The organism is Methanosarcina sp. WH1, from assembly GCF_000970005.1.
In the GTDB taxonomy this organism is placed as follows: Archaea; Halobacteriota; Methanosarcinia; order Methanosarcinales; family Methanosarcinaceae; genus Methanosarcina.
On record NZ_CP009504.1, the window covers coordinates 2,203,447 to 2,217,839 of the forward strand.

The following is a 14,393-nucleotide window of genomic DNA, read 5'->3' on the forward strand; positions in this document are numbered from 1 at the left end:
GAAGACGCCAGATTGCTCAGAATAGAGCACATCTCGTCAATCTACCTTCTTTTTGAGCATCCATGTAACAATCAATAATACTTGTCTCCGACACGTTATCTCTTCATTTACTGTTTTTTACCCGCTTCAGGTATGCCCGTGCGAACTTCCAAACCGGATTTTCCTCTAACCAGAGATGCAAATACCCCGATGGTACAGAAGATCGTAAACAGAATAAACGCATAATGCAGGCTTAAAACGAACTGGGAGTAATACGCAGGTGTGATCTCCACAGGGCCGATAACAATCGCAAAAATCATCATTGCGATACCCATCGAAAGCATCTGACCGAGGAGCCGCATAGTCCCATTCATCCCGGATGCAACACCGTAGGACCTTTTATCAACTGAGCTCATAATTGCATTCGTGTTCGGGGAAGAGAAGAGCCCGAAACCTGCCCCAAGTAAGAGAAGGATGAGAACCAGGTGCGAAATGGGCGTCGTTTCTGTAAGGAAAATTAGGAAGAAGAGCCCGATTGCTGTGAGAGCCATCCCCGCCGATGCAACAATCCGCGGCTCAATCCTGTCAGAGAGCCTGCCGGCAATCGGGGAAACCATGGCCTGGACAACTGGCTGCGCTATCAGGATAAGCCCTGAATGCTCGGGTGTGAAACCTTTTGTATACTGCAGGTCCAGGCTTAAGAGAAAAGTCACTGCAAAAGTTGCACTGTAATTGATAAGTGCGGCAAGGTTTGAAAGGGCAAAAATCCTGTTTTTTGTCAGGAGCCTGATGTCAAGAACTGGAGAAGGTATTCTCATCTCATACAGAGCAAAGACAATAATCCCTAGAATTCCCACGGCTGTGAGAGCAGCTCCTTTAAATTCCGGGAGAGTTGAAAACCCGTACATGACAGCAACGACTGCTGCTCCATAGAGACCGGATCCTATCAGGTCGAACTTCTCCCCCCTGCACTCGGCCCATTCCCCTTTTAACTTCCAGAGGATGAGGATAACCGCTAAGATGCCTATGGGAACATTTACGAAGAAAATGCTCCTCCAGCCCAGATATTGCGTCATTAAGCCTCCAAGGAAAGGACCAAGGGAGAGCCCGAGGTAAACTGCAGTGATATAGATCCCAAGAGCCTTTCCACGTTCACCCTGAGGGAAGACGGAGGTAACGATGGCAACTCCTGTTCCGAAGATCATAGCACTCCCAAGACCCTGGATAACCCGAATTCCAATTAGAATTTCTGTCGAAGGGACTATGGTCATTGCCAGGGACGCAAGGCTGAAGATAGCAATGCCGTAGAGGAAAACTTTTTTCCTTCCGTAAATATCTGCGATTTTTCCAAACGGGACGAGAAAAACTGCTGAGGAGAGGAGGTACGCTGTTGCAACCCAGGAGAGAGCAATCGCGTTCATATGAAATTCTGCCCCCAGTGTAGGCAGGGCAATATTTACTGCCGAACTGTCAAAAGGGGTAATAAATCCGGAAAGTATCGCAATAGTGAGTACAATTCGTTTTTCTGTGGCGGCGTCAGAAGTATCAGTATTACGGAATATTTCCGGAACTTCAGCAGATGATCCGGTTTTTTTTGTTTCTGTTTTCATGTGTATCACTGATCGGAAGGATCGTAATAGTCGGAAGGACCGTAATGATCGGAAGGATCATAATCTTCTCTGGAGAGTCCGGAAGACTGCAAGGGTTTGTTCACAGAATGTGGTATTAAGCAGTAATGCTCTCCTTATAATAGTTTTCTTTGTAAAGGTTGACTGATCAAGAAACTTAGTATTACCTGCCTGTTCTTAAATATCATGCAATAACAGGGTCACAAAAAATGATTGAGCAAAACAACCAGTCAAAATGAAATGAAGCAAATGAAGTTATATTATCAGGGCAAAGTTAACTTAACGGCAGGTTAAAAGCCTGTCCAGCAAGGAACAGTAAACCAGACCTGACGTGATGAGATTAAACCAGACGTGATGAGATTAAACCTGACGTGATGAGATTAAGTTTATAAGATATCAATGGATTAAGGATTCGACTGGGTTTATACAGATATTCTAGAGGTTATGGACTTACAATGAATGAAATCATTACCTGGATCTTAATTGCACTTTGCCTAACACAGTCTGCTATTTTTTCAGGATTGACGATCGGGATTTTCGGTCTTGGAAGGCTGAGGCTTGAGATTGAAGCCGAAGCAGAGAATAAAAATGCAATAAAAATCCTTCAGATCCGGCATGACTCCAATTTCTTGCTTACTACTATGCTATGGGGAAATGTAGGCATAAATGTACTTATTGCTCTACTTACAGATTCCGTAATGGCAGGAACATCAGCTTTTCTCTTCTCGACCGTAGGGATTACCTGTTTAGGAGAGATTGTACCCCAGGCTTATTTTTCCAGGAACGCGCTTGTGCTTGGGGCAAAACTGACTCCTCTTGTCCGTTTTTACCAGATGCTGCTCTACCCGGTTGCAAAACCTACAGCGCTTATTCTTGACTGGTGGCTGGGCAGGGAAAAACTTGAGCTTTTCAGAGAGCAAGCCATGCGGATAATGCTCGAAAAGCACATCGAATCCGGAAAGTCCGATATCGGAACTTTTGAAGGGATAGGAGCCCTGAACTTTCTTTCCATTGATGATGTCAATATCTCTGACGAAGGCTCTATAATAGACCCAAGAAGTATTATCTCTCTTCCTGTGGAAAATAACCGCCCTGTTTTCCCTTCATTCAAAAGGGAACCTTCCGATCCTTTCCTGCAGAAAATAGAAGCATCCGGAAAAAAATGGGTAATCATCACCAACCCGGCAGATGAGCCGATAATGGTGCTGGATGCGGATGGCTTCCTGCGGGACGCTGTCTATAAAAAGGGGCCTTTCATTCCGCTTTCTTACTGCCATTTCCCTGTAGTGGTAAAATCTCCGAAAACCAGGCTTGAGAAAGTAATCAGGCAGTTCAAGGTGTATCCGCAGTACCCGGAAGATGATGTAATTGACCAGGACCTCATTCTTTACTGGGGTGAGGAAAAGCGTATAGTAACAGGGTCGGATATTCTGGGCCGCCTGCTCCGTGGAATTGTGGTAGAATGTGATGTGGGCTCAGGATATGAGATGCCTCCTGCAAAGCAGCCGGGATTTGTAAGAAGAGCAACTTTCAGGAAAGATAAAAAGAAAGAAAATGTAGAACAAATAAAGAAGTAAAAGGTAAAAAATCAAAGAAAAAAAATCAAAGAAAAAAAAATCAAAGAAAAAAAATCAAAGAAAAAAAATCAAAGAAAAAAATCAAAGAAAAAAAAATCAAAGAAAAAAAATCAAAGAAAAAAATCAAAGAAAAAAAATCAAAGAAAAAAAATCAAAAAAAAGAAGTGATGATAAAGAATAACAAAGGGAAAAAAGAAGCAAAGGTTACTCTTTAGTTACTCTTTATATGCAGGGAAGGTCAAAATCCCAATTTCCTGAAGAGGCAAGCCCACTGCAAAGTGGTAGAGATCCTGATATTCAAGCCCTTTAAGCCCCAGGGTTTCATGCAGAGGGTCGTCGAAAAAACACCCTATCCCGCAGCCCCTGAAACCTCGGGCTTCTACTTCAAGGTAAAGGAGCTGCCCCAGGATTCCGCATTCCCAGAAAAGGTAAGGGTACATCCATGAACCATATGTTTTCAGAGGTTTTTCGAACTCCGAAAGCATGCATGTGGTAAAACAGGCATCTTCTGCCTTTCTCTGCGCACATGAAAGCTGAGCTGCAAAATGATGCAGTTCCTCTTCCACAAGCAGGAAAAATTCAAGATCAGAAGGACAGCTTTCAGGTTTTTCCCACAGAAAATCCTGTCTAAAAGCAGTTTTAAATTTCTCCTTTTCTCCGGGTTTCCTCAGAAAGATATAAAGCCCTTCACGAATCCCCTTCACCCTGTTTACAAAAAAGAGCATGTGCGCAAAAGGCCCGAAAGCAAGAGTCTCAAAAACGGGATTTTTGTCGGGAAGGGTTCTTCGCAGTATGCCGTAAAAACTATCTTCGTCCATGTAAGCACTGTTATTCATTTCCAGAGCACTTCTTCTCCTGTGAATCACGCTACGCAGAGGAACCATTTCCAGACCTGAAAGGTCCTCATATCCGGTAATTGTGCCGGATAAACCCGCAGATCTGCTTTCAAGCTTCGATCCCGGCTTTTTTTCATCGGAGTAATAAGTTTCTTTCTTTCTGGTTACTGAAGCAGCCTTTTCAATATCAGCCCATTCTACATGTGCAGGACTTAAACGGTTAGGAACTCCATTCCAGGAAATATTTCCAAAATTAGGAAGTGCAGATGAAGAAACCTTACCCGATGGACATTCCTTTCCTGCCGGATAAACTGCAAGTAGACAGGCAGGCTCCTCTTTTTCAGGGCCCTGCCTTCCGGAAACACCCAGAAGTATTCCTGTTTCCTCCGAACCCATATCCACAAGAAGGCTTGTTCTCCAGCCAAGCCCTGCCGCAGCAAAGGTAAGGGCAGCAATAGCGTGTCCGAGGTCGTGGTTTGCATACCTGAAAGCCCTGATACCGTATTTCCAGGCAACCCGCCAGTAAATTGAAGTAAACCCTATGAAAAATGTACCTTCCGGAAAGCCGGAACTCAGCTTTTCCCAGGTCTCCCGGGCAAATTCAGTTCTTAACTCAAGTGCATGTGACAAAGGAGAATAATGGCAGACAGCCGGTTTTTCCAGAAGCTCCGGAACCGGCCCGGAAATAAGGTAAACCTCTGTTGGGTGAAGGTTTCCACTTGAAGGATTGATGCGGAGAGCCCATCTTGCACTTTCTGTTTTTTTCCATACTGATAAAGCTAAGCTGTCAAAAAAAAGCTGAGAAATGCTGTTCCGGTTCAGCCCCGAAGGTACCAGTTTCTCCGGAGAAAATGCCTGTTCATATACAGGAGAAGTTTCGGATTCAATGTCTTCTTCACTCCAGGTGTCGAGCTTTAAAATCGGAGCTCTCTTGTAGTTGAGAAAAGGATCCGGCTGGATTGACATTTCAAGGAATCGAGGGCCTGGAGCATAGGCTTTAAAGCCATGCTTGCTAGCCTGATGATAGGACAGTATAGTTTCAAGTTCCATATTCATAACTGGACACCAGCTTTGCTACCGAATAGTTTACAATCATCAGGCTTTTTTCAGAGCTTTAAGGACAGCTTTTCCAAAGGCTTCCGCACTTTTTGGGTCTCGTCCTGTCACCACCCTGCCTGAAACTACAATGTCCCTGTCCAGGTAGACAGCCCCATGCTCCTTAAGCTCATGCACGGTATCCGGACTACTAAAAACGGTGCTTTCCTTTCCCTTCAGGACCCCTGCCCTTGCCAGAACCACAGGCGAGATACAGATCGCCGAGACCACCTTTTTAAGGGAGTCGGCTTCCTTTACAAGTTCATGCAGATACTGATTGTCCCAGAGGTATTTTCTTGAACCCGACCCCCCGGAAATTACGATGGCATCGTAATCCTCAATTCTGGCATCGGAAATCCTGATATCAGGCTCAATCGTACCTCCCAGTGTCCCCTTTGCAGTTTCCTTAAATTCAGCTGCGACCGTAACCTTTGCCCCTGCAGCTTCAAATAGCTGCTTCGGAACAAAGCATTCTTCATCCCTGAACTGTTCCTGAGCAACAACAAGTAAAATCCGTTCTCCTTTGTGTTCTTCTGTCATCTGACTACTTCCCATAATTTAAAAAGCAAGATTTCTGGCTATCTTTATTGAAAACCAATGGAGTCTGTAGAAAGATAGATTACTGAGAGACATAAAATCTTATTCAAATCTCGCATTAAAGGACACTGCAGTAACCCTACCCGAGTAAGAATATATCCTTAAAGATATAAATGGATGCCTTTTAGGAAGTAAAGACACTTTTTAACAAAATATCTGACTCTTAACGTGAATTACCCCGCCATTTCTTCTGATGAAAGCGAGGACTGAGCTTCCTTCGAGTGATTACGTCACCTGGATATTTGCATAATGCAAGTATCCATCTGTAATCCTGTTTGTCGAAGATTATCAGAAAATTTCTGATAGCCTGTCCACAAAGCATTCTGTGATAAAAACCGCTTTTTTCTTTCAGCTAAAACGAAATTATAGAGGCATCTACACTGTTCAGATAATTGCCAAAGAACATCTACTTGTTCTTCAGTTGGATTGATCTTTATCTTCTTCGTCAGATGCATATTTGCCTTGATTCTCCACACATTGCTTCAGTATATCTAAGGTTACTTGTCCTTCTAAGGTTACTTGTCCTGTCTATGCGATAAAATACGATCTTGACCAGAACGTATCTTTCCATAACATAGTTTTTACTTCAGGAAAGTTTTTACGAACCTCCCTTGAAGTTATTGTTTTTATGATGTTGATATACTTTGGAATAACGAGCGAGGTTTTGCTGAAAATAATAAGTGAAAATGGTCTTTGTCACACTCTATATTCAGCACTTCAACATCGAATGTTTCACTTATCTATGGATTTTAGTTTTTAGAAAATCAACAACTAAAGGGTTCGTTAGAGCTTTTCTCCTATATTTCACACACTGAATGAAATGATAATGGAGCGAATACACAGAATGATTTCCAAGATCCAGTTTATACTACATAGTTATTACTATATAGGTATAACTATATATAAATAATTACATATAAATAATTACATATAAATAATTATATATAAATAATTACATATAAATAATTACATATAAATAATTATATTACTGTTGTTTTGTAGAAGCTGACGGCTTTCATCCCCCACCTGTCGCTTACGCTCCGAGGAAGGGGACTTCTCGCCTTAGAGTTAAAAACCGGATACAAGAAGATATATGCCAGCTGAAATCCCTGCGCCTGCAAAGGTTGCAGCAAAGTTTACCCCGCTGTTTGAGAGCAGTCCTCTTTTCTGAAGGGTAGCCCCGAGCAGGCTGTCCACATTTGTTCCGAAAAAGCCTCCTGCAGTTGTAATAAGGACTGAAAGCAGAAGGCTGTCAGATATCCCGAGAGCATAGCCGAGCACGCCTATTATTGCAGAACCGAAAATTGCGGCAAATTCGCCCAGGGAAGAAACCGCTCCATCAGCTCCAGGTTCCGAAAGCTTGAGAGTTGTGATCATTCTGGGTCTTCCTTTTGCCGTTGTCCCTATTTCACTTGCCAGAGTATCACCTGTAGCGGTTGCAACAGTGCCCATGTAGGCATAAATAATAGGAAGGCTCTGATCAGGGAAGATACCATAAGCTACTGCAAGGACAAGGGCTGCCGTACTGTTCGAGAATACATTTTCATAGCTCCTGATCCCGTTTTTTGTCTGGGCAATCCCTATCGATTCCTTGTATGCGTACTTGTACCTAGTAAACCCACCGCCCAGAATGAAAAAAGTAAGCAGGAGCAAAAACCACGGAAGCCCGCTGAAAACAATTATAAGGACTCCGAGAAGGGCAGCACTGAGGAGGGCAGAAACATCGGCAATTTTCGCCCTGTAAGCCAGAGCCCCGAGGAAAAGGGAAAAGACAAGGGCAACAAGCATTTTCTCAGGAGGGACCCAGTACCTGAACTCCTCAAAAATCCACATTGTCATCCCAGTCCCCAGAGACACCGGGATATTACTGTCTATCTTTGAAGGAATGGACTCAAAAAGAGAACCCGTAACTGCCCCAATAACGGCTATGAAAAAGATAAAGTTATACGAGATTGGAAGTCCCTGCCAGTAGACAATCCAGCTTGCTGCAAGAAACGCCGCGCTAATCCTGAGAGCGAGAAAAATCGAACTCCACAGCAATGAAAAACTTCTCTTCTTCATCCTTCTTTTTCCGGACTCCAAATCAGCCGTGAAGCCTCTTTCAGAAAAGAAAGAGCTGTGATTTCCTACCGCTGCAACTGCAAAGGCGGCAAGGACGATATAAAATGGGAATGTATATGGAAGGTCTTGAGAAACTGCAGAAACAAGCAGCATCAGTGTAAGGGAAAAAGAAAGGCTGGCTGCATCTCTGCTGTAGGAATAAAACTTTCCGGAAAACCTCAGTCCCAGGAAAAGGACAAGAGAAAGAAGGAGAAGGAGATCTACCCCAGTAAAAGGAGCTATCAGAATAAGCAGGAGATACAGGATATGCATCACGGAAATTCTATGATAAGAACTCCCATTTTCGAGGAGGGGGGTAGCTCTGTTCATTCTAAAACATCTTTTGTTTTTTATTCTTCCTGAGAAGCTACATAGAATAGGCTTTTCTTTATAAATAGATAGTTGTTTTTCCTTCAGATAATTGTTTAAAAATGAAACAAGGTTAAAAAATATTTATGCATCTTTATTACTCACGCTCGGGAAGGTTTTCACGCCAGATCTGGCGGTTATTCAATAAGAATCATTTTATTTAAGGATAAATGTAATTAGCAAAGCATACAGATAATTATTGCAGTTAACAAATCCAGTGACTGGCTAAGATCTTATATTATGTTTGCTGTGAGGGGAAAAATAATGAAAAATTATGACCTGATTGTGATAGGCACGGGTTCCGGAATGAACTATGTGAACTCAATTATCGATTCGAATCCGAAAATGAAAATAGCTGTTATAGACAAGGACGAACCTGGAGGGATCTGCCTGACCAGAGGGTGTATCCCTTCAAAGTTTCTGCTTTACCCTGCAGAGCTCGTCAGGGAACTTGAGACAGCTCCACTTTTTGGGATCAAACTAGAGATAAAGGATATTGACTTTCGCATGATCATGGGAAGGATGCGCAGAAGGATAGGAGAAGATATCGATATGATCAGGGAAGGATTGACCGGAAACTCTTACCTTGACTATTATCCCGAAGCTGCTGAATTCATATCCCCGTATACCCTCAAAGTTGGAGAAGAAACCCTCCACTCTGAGATGATCTTCCTGTGTACGGGCTCAAAGCCTGCAATCCCGCCTGTTAAAGGGCTTGAAGAAACCGGTTACCTTACAAGCGACACCGTACTTGAACTCGAGGAATGCCCTAAAAGCCTTGCCATTCTCGGGGGAAGTTACATAGGAGCCGAGTACGGGCACTTTTTTTCAGCCATGGGGGCAGAGGTCACTGTTATAGGAAGAAATGCACATTTTCTTCCTCAAGAAGAACCCGAAATCTCCGAACTTGCCAAGATAAAGATGTCGGAATACATGAAGATCATTACAAACCATGAAGCCATAGAGGTAAGAATAGAAAGCAATGGGCAGAAGACCGTTATTGCAAAGGACAGAAACTCGGGAGAGGAGACAAAAGTTACCGTAGACGAGCTCCTGGTTGCAACAGGTCGGGCCCCGAATACTGATATTCTCCACCCCGAAAAGGCAGGAATCAAGACCGACCACCAGGGCTGGATTTTAGTTGACGAGTATCTTGAAACCTCTCAGCCAAATATCTGGGCTTTCGGGGATGCAAACGGAAAATACCTGCTCAAGCATGTCGGAAACTATGAATCCGGAATAGTTTACCTCAATGCAATCATGAAAAAAAAAGTAAAGGCAAACTACTATGCTGTACCTCACGCTGTTTTCTCTTATCCTGAGATTGCAGGCGTAGGAATGTCAGAACAGGAAGCTATTAAGGAGTACGGGGAGGACAGGGTCGTGATGGGCTTTAAACTCTTTGAAGATACGGCAAAGGGAATTGCTATGGAAGCCAAGGATTATTTTGTAAAAGTGATCCTGGACAGGCAGGAAGAAAAAATTCTGGGAGCCCATATTATAGGCCCTCATGCCTCAGTCCTGATCCACCAGATAATTCCTCTCATGTACACGCCATCAAGAAGTGCAGAGCCAATTATCCGCAGCATGGACATCCACCCTTCCCTTAATGAAGTCGTCACAGGGGCTTTTTATTCAAGGCTGTCCCCTGAACACTACCACCATATAATGAAGCACCTTGGGCTTGAAGACTGAAAAACTCAGCTTGAAGGCTGAATCCTTTTTGTTTCTTTTCCTGTACTGTTTTCTATTTAAAAATCTTTTTATATATTTTTTAAGTAATTTATTACTAAAATTAATTTTTTATCATTGTCTGGGTTTTTAAATAAAAAAAGATATAGAATTCCTATTTTTTTCGGAAGGTTTATTTACCCAGATTTGATAAGAAAAATAGGAAGATTTTCAATAATGCGTATAAGTTTCCTATTTCGTATAATAAGAACACTTACCTGACATACAATGCAAGAAATATATTGAAGTTGATAAAGGCATGTGTCTGGTTAAGTCATACAAGGAGGGATTGCCATGGAACATCCGGAAACAGGTTTAATTTTTCGAGAAGTACAGGATCTGCACAATAACATTTTTCTGGTTTCTGTCCTCTATCCTGCCCTTCTGCTCTGGTATGTCGAGGTATACAGCCTGGTCTTCGGAAAACCTGCCGGGGTCCAGAATGTTCCAGACATCTACTTATTTGCGCTCTGGTTTATCTTTGGGGTATTTTTTCCTCTTCTGTTCTACTGTACAAAACATATCACAGAGGTCAGAAAGGACGGAATCTATATCCGTTTAATACCTCTGAATACCTCATTTAAGAAAATCCCTATTCATGTGGTTGAGGAGTGCATGATTCAGGCATATGACCCTTTTACCGGAAAGGATTACAAAGATACAACCCCTTCCAGGAGAGCAAATTTCGTTGTAACCTTGAAACTCATCACCGGAAAAAGAGTAATGATCAGCTCTAAGAACCCAAAAGAACTACATCAGGCGATTATGTCTGCTGTGGCCAGCTTTTGATCAAAGACAACAGATAAAAAATTCCATACTGGATTCTGGAATAGATCAATAAGTTAATGAGGACCCACCCTTTTTTCTGGTTAAATCCGAAGATAGGTAAAATTATATTATTGATCAGGGAAAATAATTACGTAATGGCTATAATGGGTGGAAGGGAAGCAGGAAGAGGACCTTTGCAACTGGACATAGGTATAGTTGCATCAGGCCTTGGAGGAAATTCCAACGAGGAAAGAAACCAGTTCAATGGTCTTTTTTCCTTTTCTGGCATCGATTTTGGACTTTACATCGGACCATCATATAATCCGTTTCAAACTATAGGACCCAGTATTGGCATTGGTCTGGTCATAGGTTCCAATGGTTTTCTGGCTGCAAAATTAGGCATCCATTTCAGAAGAACATTTGGTCTAGCTATGCTGTTTCCTATAGTTCCTATTTATGGTGTAACTGGAGCGGGCTTTTTAGCCGCGTTGCCTGTTTCAGAAGGAGCTAAAGCTGCAGCAACTATCCCGTTGCTGTTGGTGCCGGCAGCTGTTGTATACCAGGATGATATAAAAGAATTACGCAGACACGGAACGGAGATTTTAATGAAAGTGAGATCTTATGTTTCAGGAGAACACTCAAAAGATTGTTTATGATGAAGACAAAACAATCATTGGAGCCGAAAAAAGGATGTTCCCTGAAGTGGCTCATTCTTTTTGCGTATTTCATCAATTGAAAAACGTTAGCAAGAGATATTATGAGGAATTCAACTCTATTGAAGAGATCCCAGATAATGATATGGTTGTGTACAATGAGATCTGCCAGTTAATCCATTCTGATATGGTCATCAGTGCTGTTGTATATGTTCAAGAGATACGGGAATTTGACTCAAATCTGGAATTTTCAGAAGCGTCTCATAAAGCGATTTCTTATGTAGAAAAGATTTTCAAGAAGAATGTAAGCTTCTTGAAAAAAGTTTTTACACCTGAGATGGATAATACAATGGAACAGATATTTTCTTTGATATATGATATAGCAGACAAAGCAAGATCATTTAAAACCGATAGTGTCCTAACTAATTTTTGTTATAATTTATTTACTTATTTCAACAAACGGTGTTTCAGTACTGGCAAATGGAAAGAATTCTCACCCTTTATGAGGGTAAGATTCCAATATGGTTCTGGATGAAGTAAAGAAAAAACGGAAACTTATAACCTAAACTTGAAATCTTATAGCGGTAGCTAATGAAAATTTCCACAAAAACCAGATGTTTATTGAAAAAATGGAATAAGTGCTCGTCTGAATCGATCAACTTTTCCAAAATGGGTAGATTGGTTTACTCAAATTATGATGAAATTTTATGATTTATTTGAAATTGGAGAAGAACCAGAAAAAATTAAAAAGGCTCATACCTGGCTTAGGGGGTAGCCAGGCGTTTATCGGGCTTTATTCAGAAGTATCAACGGAAAGAAACTTGCGCATTTGATATACAAAAGCACGTATAATAGATTTTATGGTTTTTTCATTAGACTCAATAGATTCTGTAATTATTTCGTTAGATTCAATAGATTCAGTGGTTTTTTCTTCAAATATTTCTGAAGAAATTGGAAAAGTATATCCGGCACCGATACAGGGAGAATCCGGTTTCAGGCAGTAATCATGTTCATTCTGGTTTACGAAGAGTGGATCTGCATAGATGTCAGTGGTTGATGTGCAATTCTGGTAATTACCTGCAGAGTTATTGTACAGACAGTTATTTTCAAGCACAAAAGTCTGTGTTTCAGGAAGATAATTGATTACTGCATATCCTGTCCCTTCAGGGTCTTTCTTACGTTCCCGGGTATTCACTATGATATTATTGCGGACAATTGTTGCATATCCTGTACCTGTAGGTGAAAGATTGGGGTGGTCATCATATGTAGGATATATGTGAGTACCTGTAGGGTACATGTGAATAACTGCAGCATGATATACCCCGTCAAAGATATTGTTTTCGATAAGGGTATCGTAAAACCCGCTTGTTATTATGCCTCCCACCCAGTCAATATTTGGGTTTGTACCGGTACTGTAAAAAATATTGTGATAAATGTGGACGTTCTGTGCCTCTTTTCTGGAGTAGGACTCCGACCAGCCTATCAGCCAGAGTCCGGGTCCGTAAGTATTGTGGATAGTATTATTGTATATCTCCACATCATTGACAGTACCTGCTGTTTTCTCAATGAGAATTCCAGAGCTGCCTGCACTCCAGTGGTAAAAGGAGTCAATTAAGTTATCATAGAATTTTATGTGATTTGAGTTCGTTGCTCTAAGGCCGCTGTCAGTCCTGCAGGTTATCGTGTTGTTCCAGGCCTCTACGTTCTGGCAGGAGATGGCAAAAAGACCATTATGCCCCAATTTATACACGTTGTTATTGTAAAACTGGATATTGTAACTGTGATCTGCTTTCAACCCTTCTCCATGCCCGTCATGCATATACATATCATGAACCTGAATATCCCTGGAATTGAGGAAATGGATCATATTATAGTATCCAAGTCCTTTCTTTTTATCCTCGTTATTGTCATGATTTCCGTCAATTTCAAATCCTTTTATTATGACTCCATGGACTCCTCTCCAGTCCATCTGCGTTATCAGGGGCTTGCCCACTGGCCAGTCCGCTTTGTCTTTAAGCTTAATTACAGCTGTAGGATCTCCTACCAGGGTCGTTTGACTTCCAATGAAAATGCTATCTGAGATAACGTATGTATTTGGACCCCTCAAATAAACTGTTGTAAACTGAGGATTTTCTGCAACATATTCAAGAGCCTGATTTATCTCTACCTGGTCATCAATTCCATCACAGGTGAAGTTTTCACTTCCATAATCCCCCACATATACTGTTTTATATGACTGTGTGAGGTTTGATTGTGTGAGGTTTGGTTGTATAAGGCTTGACTGTGTAAGGTTTGGTTGCGTAAGGTTTGGTTGTATAAGGCTTGACTGTGTAAGGTTTGGTTGCGTAAGGTTTGATTGTATAAGGTTTGACTGTGTAAGGTTTGGTTGTGTAAGGTTTGGTTGCGTGAGGTTTGATTGTGTAAGGTTTGACTGTGTAAGGTTTGGTTGTGTAAGGTTTGACTGTGTAAAGTTTGGTTGTATAAGGCTTGACTGTGTAAGGTTTGACTGTGTAAGGTTTGACTGTATAAGGTTTGACTGTGTGAGGTTTGATTGTGTATAGTTTGACGGTATTAAGGAAGAGTATGACTGTACGGTGTAAAAAACGAACGTTCCCAGTAAAATCAAAAAAACGAGAATTAAAACGGAAAGTCCTATTTTTTCTATGATTTGTCGTACGGGCCCAGGATGTTTTTCATTCACTTTATCCCCTACTTTTAAATATAAACCAAATATAAATCCAATCTCTAAAAGATTTGTAAAGAATATTATTAATCAATCCAGATTAAATAAAAACACTATTAATATTTTATATAAATTAAATAATTATTATGCTTAAACTTTTCATTAAATTACCTGAATCCATATAATATTTACTTAATTATATTCTCAAACAGTTTACTGAATTTTTTATATTAAGATGTTCCAAAGTATAGTTTAAAAGTATGTGAGAAGATAAAAATCCGAAAGCAGATTATTCAGTTCATTTTCTTTTAACAGAATTGCAAGATTTAAAATAGAATCAGGCGAAAGACTACAAAACAGACAGAAAACAGCCCTTG

14 protein-coding genes are annotated in these 14,393 nt (G+C 41.2%); 5 read left to right on the forward strand and 9 right to left on the reverse strand.

Going from position 1 to position 14,393, the window contains the following annotated elements; genetic code table 11:
• Nucleotides 1–107: 107 nt before the first annotated feature.
• On the reverse strand, nucleotides 108–1,589 hold the full coding sequence (locus MSWH1_RS09635) for an MFS transporter (protein WP_048128054.1): 1,482 nt from the start codon (nucleotides 1,587–1,589) through the stop codon (nucleotides 108–110).
• A 473-nt stretch (nucleotides 1,590–2,062) separates the two neighbouring features.
• On the opposite strand from MSWH1_RS09635, the gene MSWH1_RS09640 reads away from it, so the two are divergent.
• Nucleotides 2,063–3,184, forward strand: a complete 1,122-nt coding sequence (locus tag MSWH1_RS09640) for a DUF21 domain-containing protein (RefSeq protein ID WP_048128056.1) — start codon at nucleotides 2,063–2,065, stop codon at nucleotides 3,182–3,184.
• 215 nt (nucleotides 3,185–3,399) lie between these two features.
• Here the strand turns inward: MSWH1_RS09640 and MSWH1_RS09645 are convergent, their stop codons facing one another.
• The 7 genes from MSWH1_RS09645 to MSWH1_RS09660 all read right to left on the reverse strand — a co-directional run bounded on the left by MSWH1_RS09645 (nucleotide 3,400) and on the right by MSWH1_RS09660 (nucleotide 8,142).
• Entirely contained in the window at nucleotides 3,400–5,076 is a 1,677-nt protein-coding gene (locus MSWH1_RS09645) for a nitroreductase family protein (RefSeq protein ID WP_048128058.1), read from the reverse strand.
• 39 nt (nucleotides 5,077–5,115) lie between these two features.
• The gene (locus MSWH1_RS09650) at nucleotides 5,116–5,655 is read right to left on the reverse strand and encodes a DJ-1/PfpI family protein (RefSeq protein WP_048128060.1); all 540 of its coding nucleotides are present in this window, start codon (nucleotides 5,653–5,655) and stop codon (nucleotides 5,116–5,118) included.
• A 287-nt stretch (nucleotides 5,656–5,942) separates the two neighbouring features.
• Nucleotides 5,943–6,167 carry a helix-turn-helix domain-containing protein gene (locus MSWH1_RS09655; protein WP_082088097.1) on the reverse strand — a complete coding sequence of 75 codons (225 nt, stop codon included), beginning with the start codon at nucleotides 6,165–6,167 and terminating at the stop codon, nucleotides 5,943–5,945.
• A gap of 73 nt (nucleotides 6,168–6,240) precedes the next feature.
• Nucleotides 6,241–6,363, reverse strand: coding sequence for a transposase (locus MSWH1_RS20555; RefSeq protein WP_369798592.1), 123 nt, complete (start codon nucleotides 6,361–6,363; stop codon nucleotides 6,241–6,243).
• Nucleotides 6,339–6,428 carry a hypothetical protein gene (locus MSWH1_RS20845; RefSeq protein WP_369798521.1) on the reverse strand — a complete coding sequence of 30 codons (90 nt, stop codon included), beginning with the start codon at nucleotides 6,426–6,428 and terminating at the stop codon, nucleotides 6,339–6,341. The genes MSWH1_RS20555 and MSWH1_RS20845 overlap by 25 nt, the downstream gene beginning before the upstream one ends.
• 20 nt (nucleotides 6,429–6,448) lie before the next feature.
• A complete protein-coding gene (locus MSWH1_RS20850; RefSeq protein ID WP_369798522.1) occupies nucleotides 6,449–6,553 on the reverse strand; it encodes a transposase in 105 nt (34 codons plus the stop codon).
• 227 nt (nucleotides 6,554–6,780) lie between these two features.
• A complete protein-coding gene (locus tag MSWH1_RS09660) occupies nucleotides 6,781–8,142 on the reverse strand; it encodes a TIGR00297 family protein (protein WP_048128064.1) in 1,362 nt (453 codons plus the stop codon).
• Nucleotides 8,143–8,445: 303 nt separating this feature from the next.
• Between MSWH1_RS09660 and MSWH1_RS09665 the strand changes: the two genes are divergently transcribed.
• The 4 genes from MSWH1_RS09665 to MSWH1_RS09680 all read left to right on the forward strand — a co-directional run bounded on the left by MSWH1_RS09665 (nucleotide 8,446) and on the right by MSWH1_RS09680 (nucleotide 11,868).
• Nucleotides 8,446–9,876: a dihydrolipoyl dehydrogenase gene (locus MSWH1_RS09665; protein ID WP_048128065.1), complete on the forward strand. Its 1,431-nt coding sequence runs from the start codon at nucleotides 8,446–8,448 to the stop codon at nucleotides 9,874–9,876.
• A 330-nt stretch (nucleotides 9,877–10,206) separates the two neighbouring features.
• Entirely contained in the window at nucleotides 10,207–10,701 is a 495-nt protein-coding gene (locus MSWH1_RS09670) for a DUF6141 family protein (RefSeq protein ID WP_231585659.1), read from the forward strand.
• 56 nt (nucleotides 10,702–10,757) lie between these two features.
• Entirely contained in the window at nucleotides 10,758–11,336 is a 579-nt protein-coding gene (locus MSWH1_RS09675) for a hypothetical protein (RefSeq protein WP_231585658.1), read from the forward strand.
• Nucleotides 11,302–11,868, forward strand: coding sequence for a hypothetical protein (locus tag MSWH1_RS09680; RefSeq protein ID WP_048128067.1), 567 nt, complete (start codon nucleotides 11,302–11,304; stop codon nucleotides 11,866–11,868). Before MSWH1_RS09675 ends, MSWH1_RS09680 begins: the two co-directional genes overlap by 35 nt.
• Before the next feature lie 258 nt (nucleotides 11,869–12,126).
• On the opposite strand, the gene MSWH1_RS09685 is transcribed toward MSWH1_RS09680, so the two are convergent.
• Nucleotides 12,127–14,067 (reverse strand): pentapeptide repeat-containing protein, encoded by a 1,941-nt coding sequence (locus MSWH1_RS09685; RefSeq protein ID WP_048128069.1) that lies wholly within the window; start codon nucleotides 14,065–14,067, stop codon nucleotides 12,127–12,129.
• Nucleotides 14,068–14,393: the final 326 nt, after the last annotated feature.

Excerpts from the sequence above, each read along its gene's own strand:
- MSWH1_RS09660 (WP_048128064.1), bottom strand. The coding sequence starts at position 8,142 with ATGAACAGAGCTACCCCCCTCCTCGAAAATGGGAGTTCTTATCATAGA.
- MSWH1_RS09645 (WP_048128058.1), bottom strand. The coding sequence starts at position 5,076 with ATGAATATGGAACTTGAAACTATACTGTCCTATCATCAGGCTAGCAAG.
- MSWH1_RS09680 (WP_048128067.1), top strand. The coding sequence starts at position 11,302 with ATGTTTCAGGAGAACACTCAAAAGATTGTTTATGATGAAGACAAAACA.
- MSWH1_RS09670 (WP_231585659.1), top strand. The coding sequence starts at position 10,207 with ATGGAACATCCGGAAACAGGTTTAATTTTTCGAGAAGTACAGGATCTG.
- MSWH1_RS09665 (WP_048128065.1), top strand. The coding sequence starts at position 8,446 with ATGAAAAATTATGACCTGATTGTGATAGGCACGGGTTCCGGAATGAAC.
- MSWH1_RS09675 (WP_231585658.1), top strand. The coding sequence starts at position 10,758 with ATGAGGACCCACCCTTTTTTCTGGTTAAATCCGAAGATAGGTAAAATT.
- MSWH1_RS09640 (WP_048128056.1), top strand. The coding sequence starts at position 2,063 with ATGAATGAAATCATTACCTGGATCTTAATTGCACTTTGCCTAACACAG.
- MSWH1_RS09650 (WP_048128060.1), bottom strand. The coding sequence starts at position 5,655 with ATGACAGAAGAACACAAAGGAGAACGGATTTTACTTGTTGTTGCTCAG.
- MSWH1_RS09635 (WP_048128054.1), bottom strand. The coding sequence starts at position 1,589 with ATGAAAACAGAAACAAAAAAAACCGGATCATCTGCTGAAGTTCCGGAA.
- MSWH1_RS09655 (WP_082088097.1), bottom strand. The coding sequence starts at position 6,167 with ATGCATCTGACGAAGAAGATAAAGATCAATCCAACTGAAGAACAAGTA.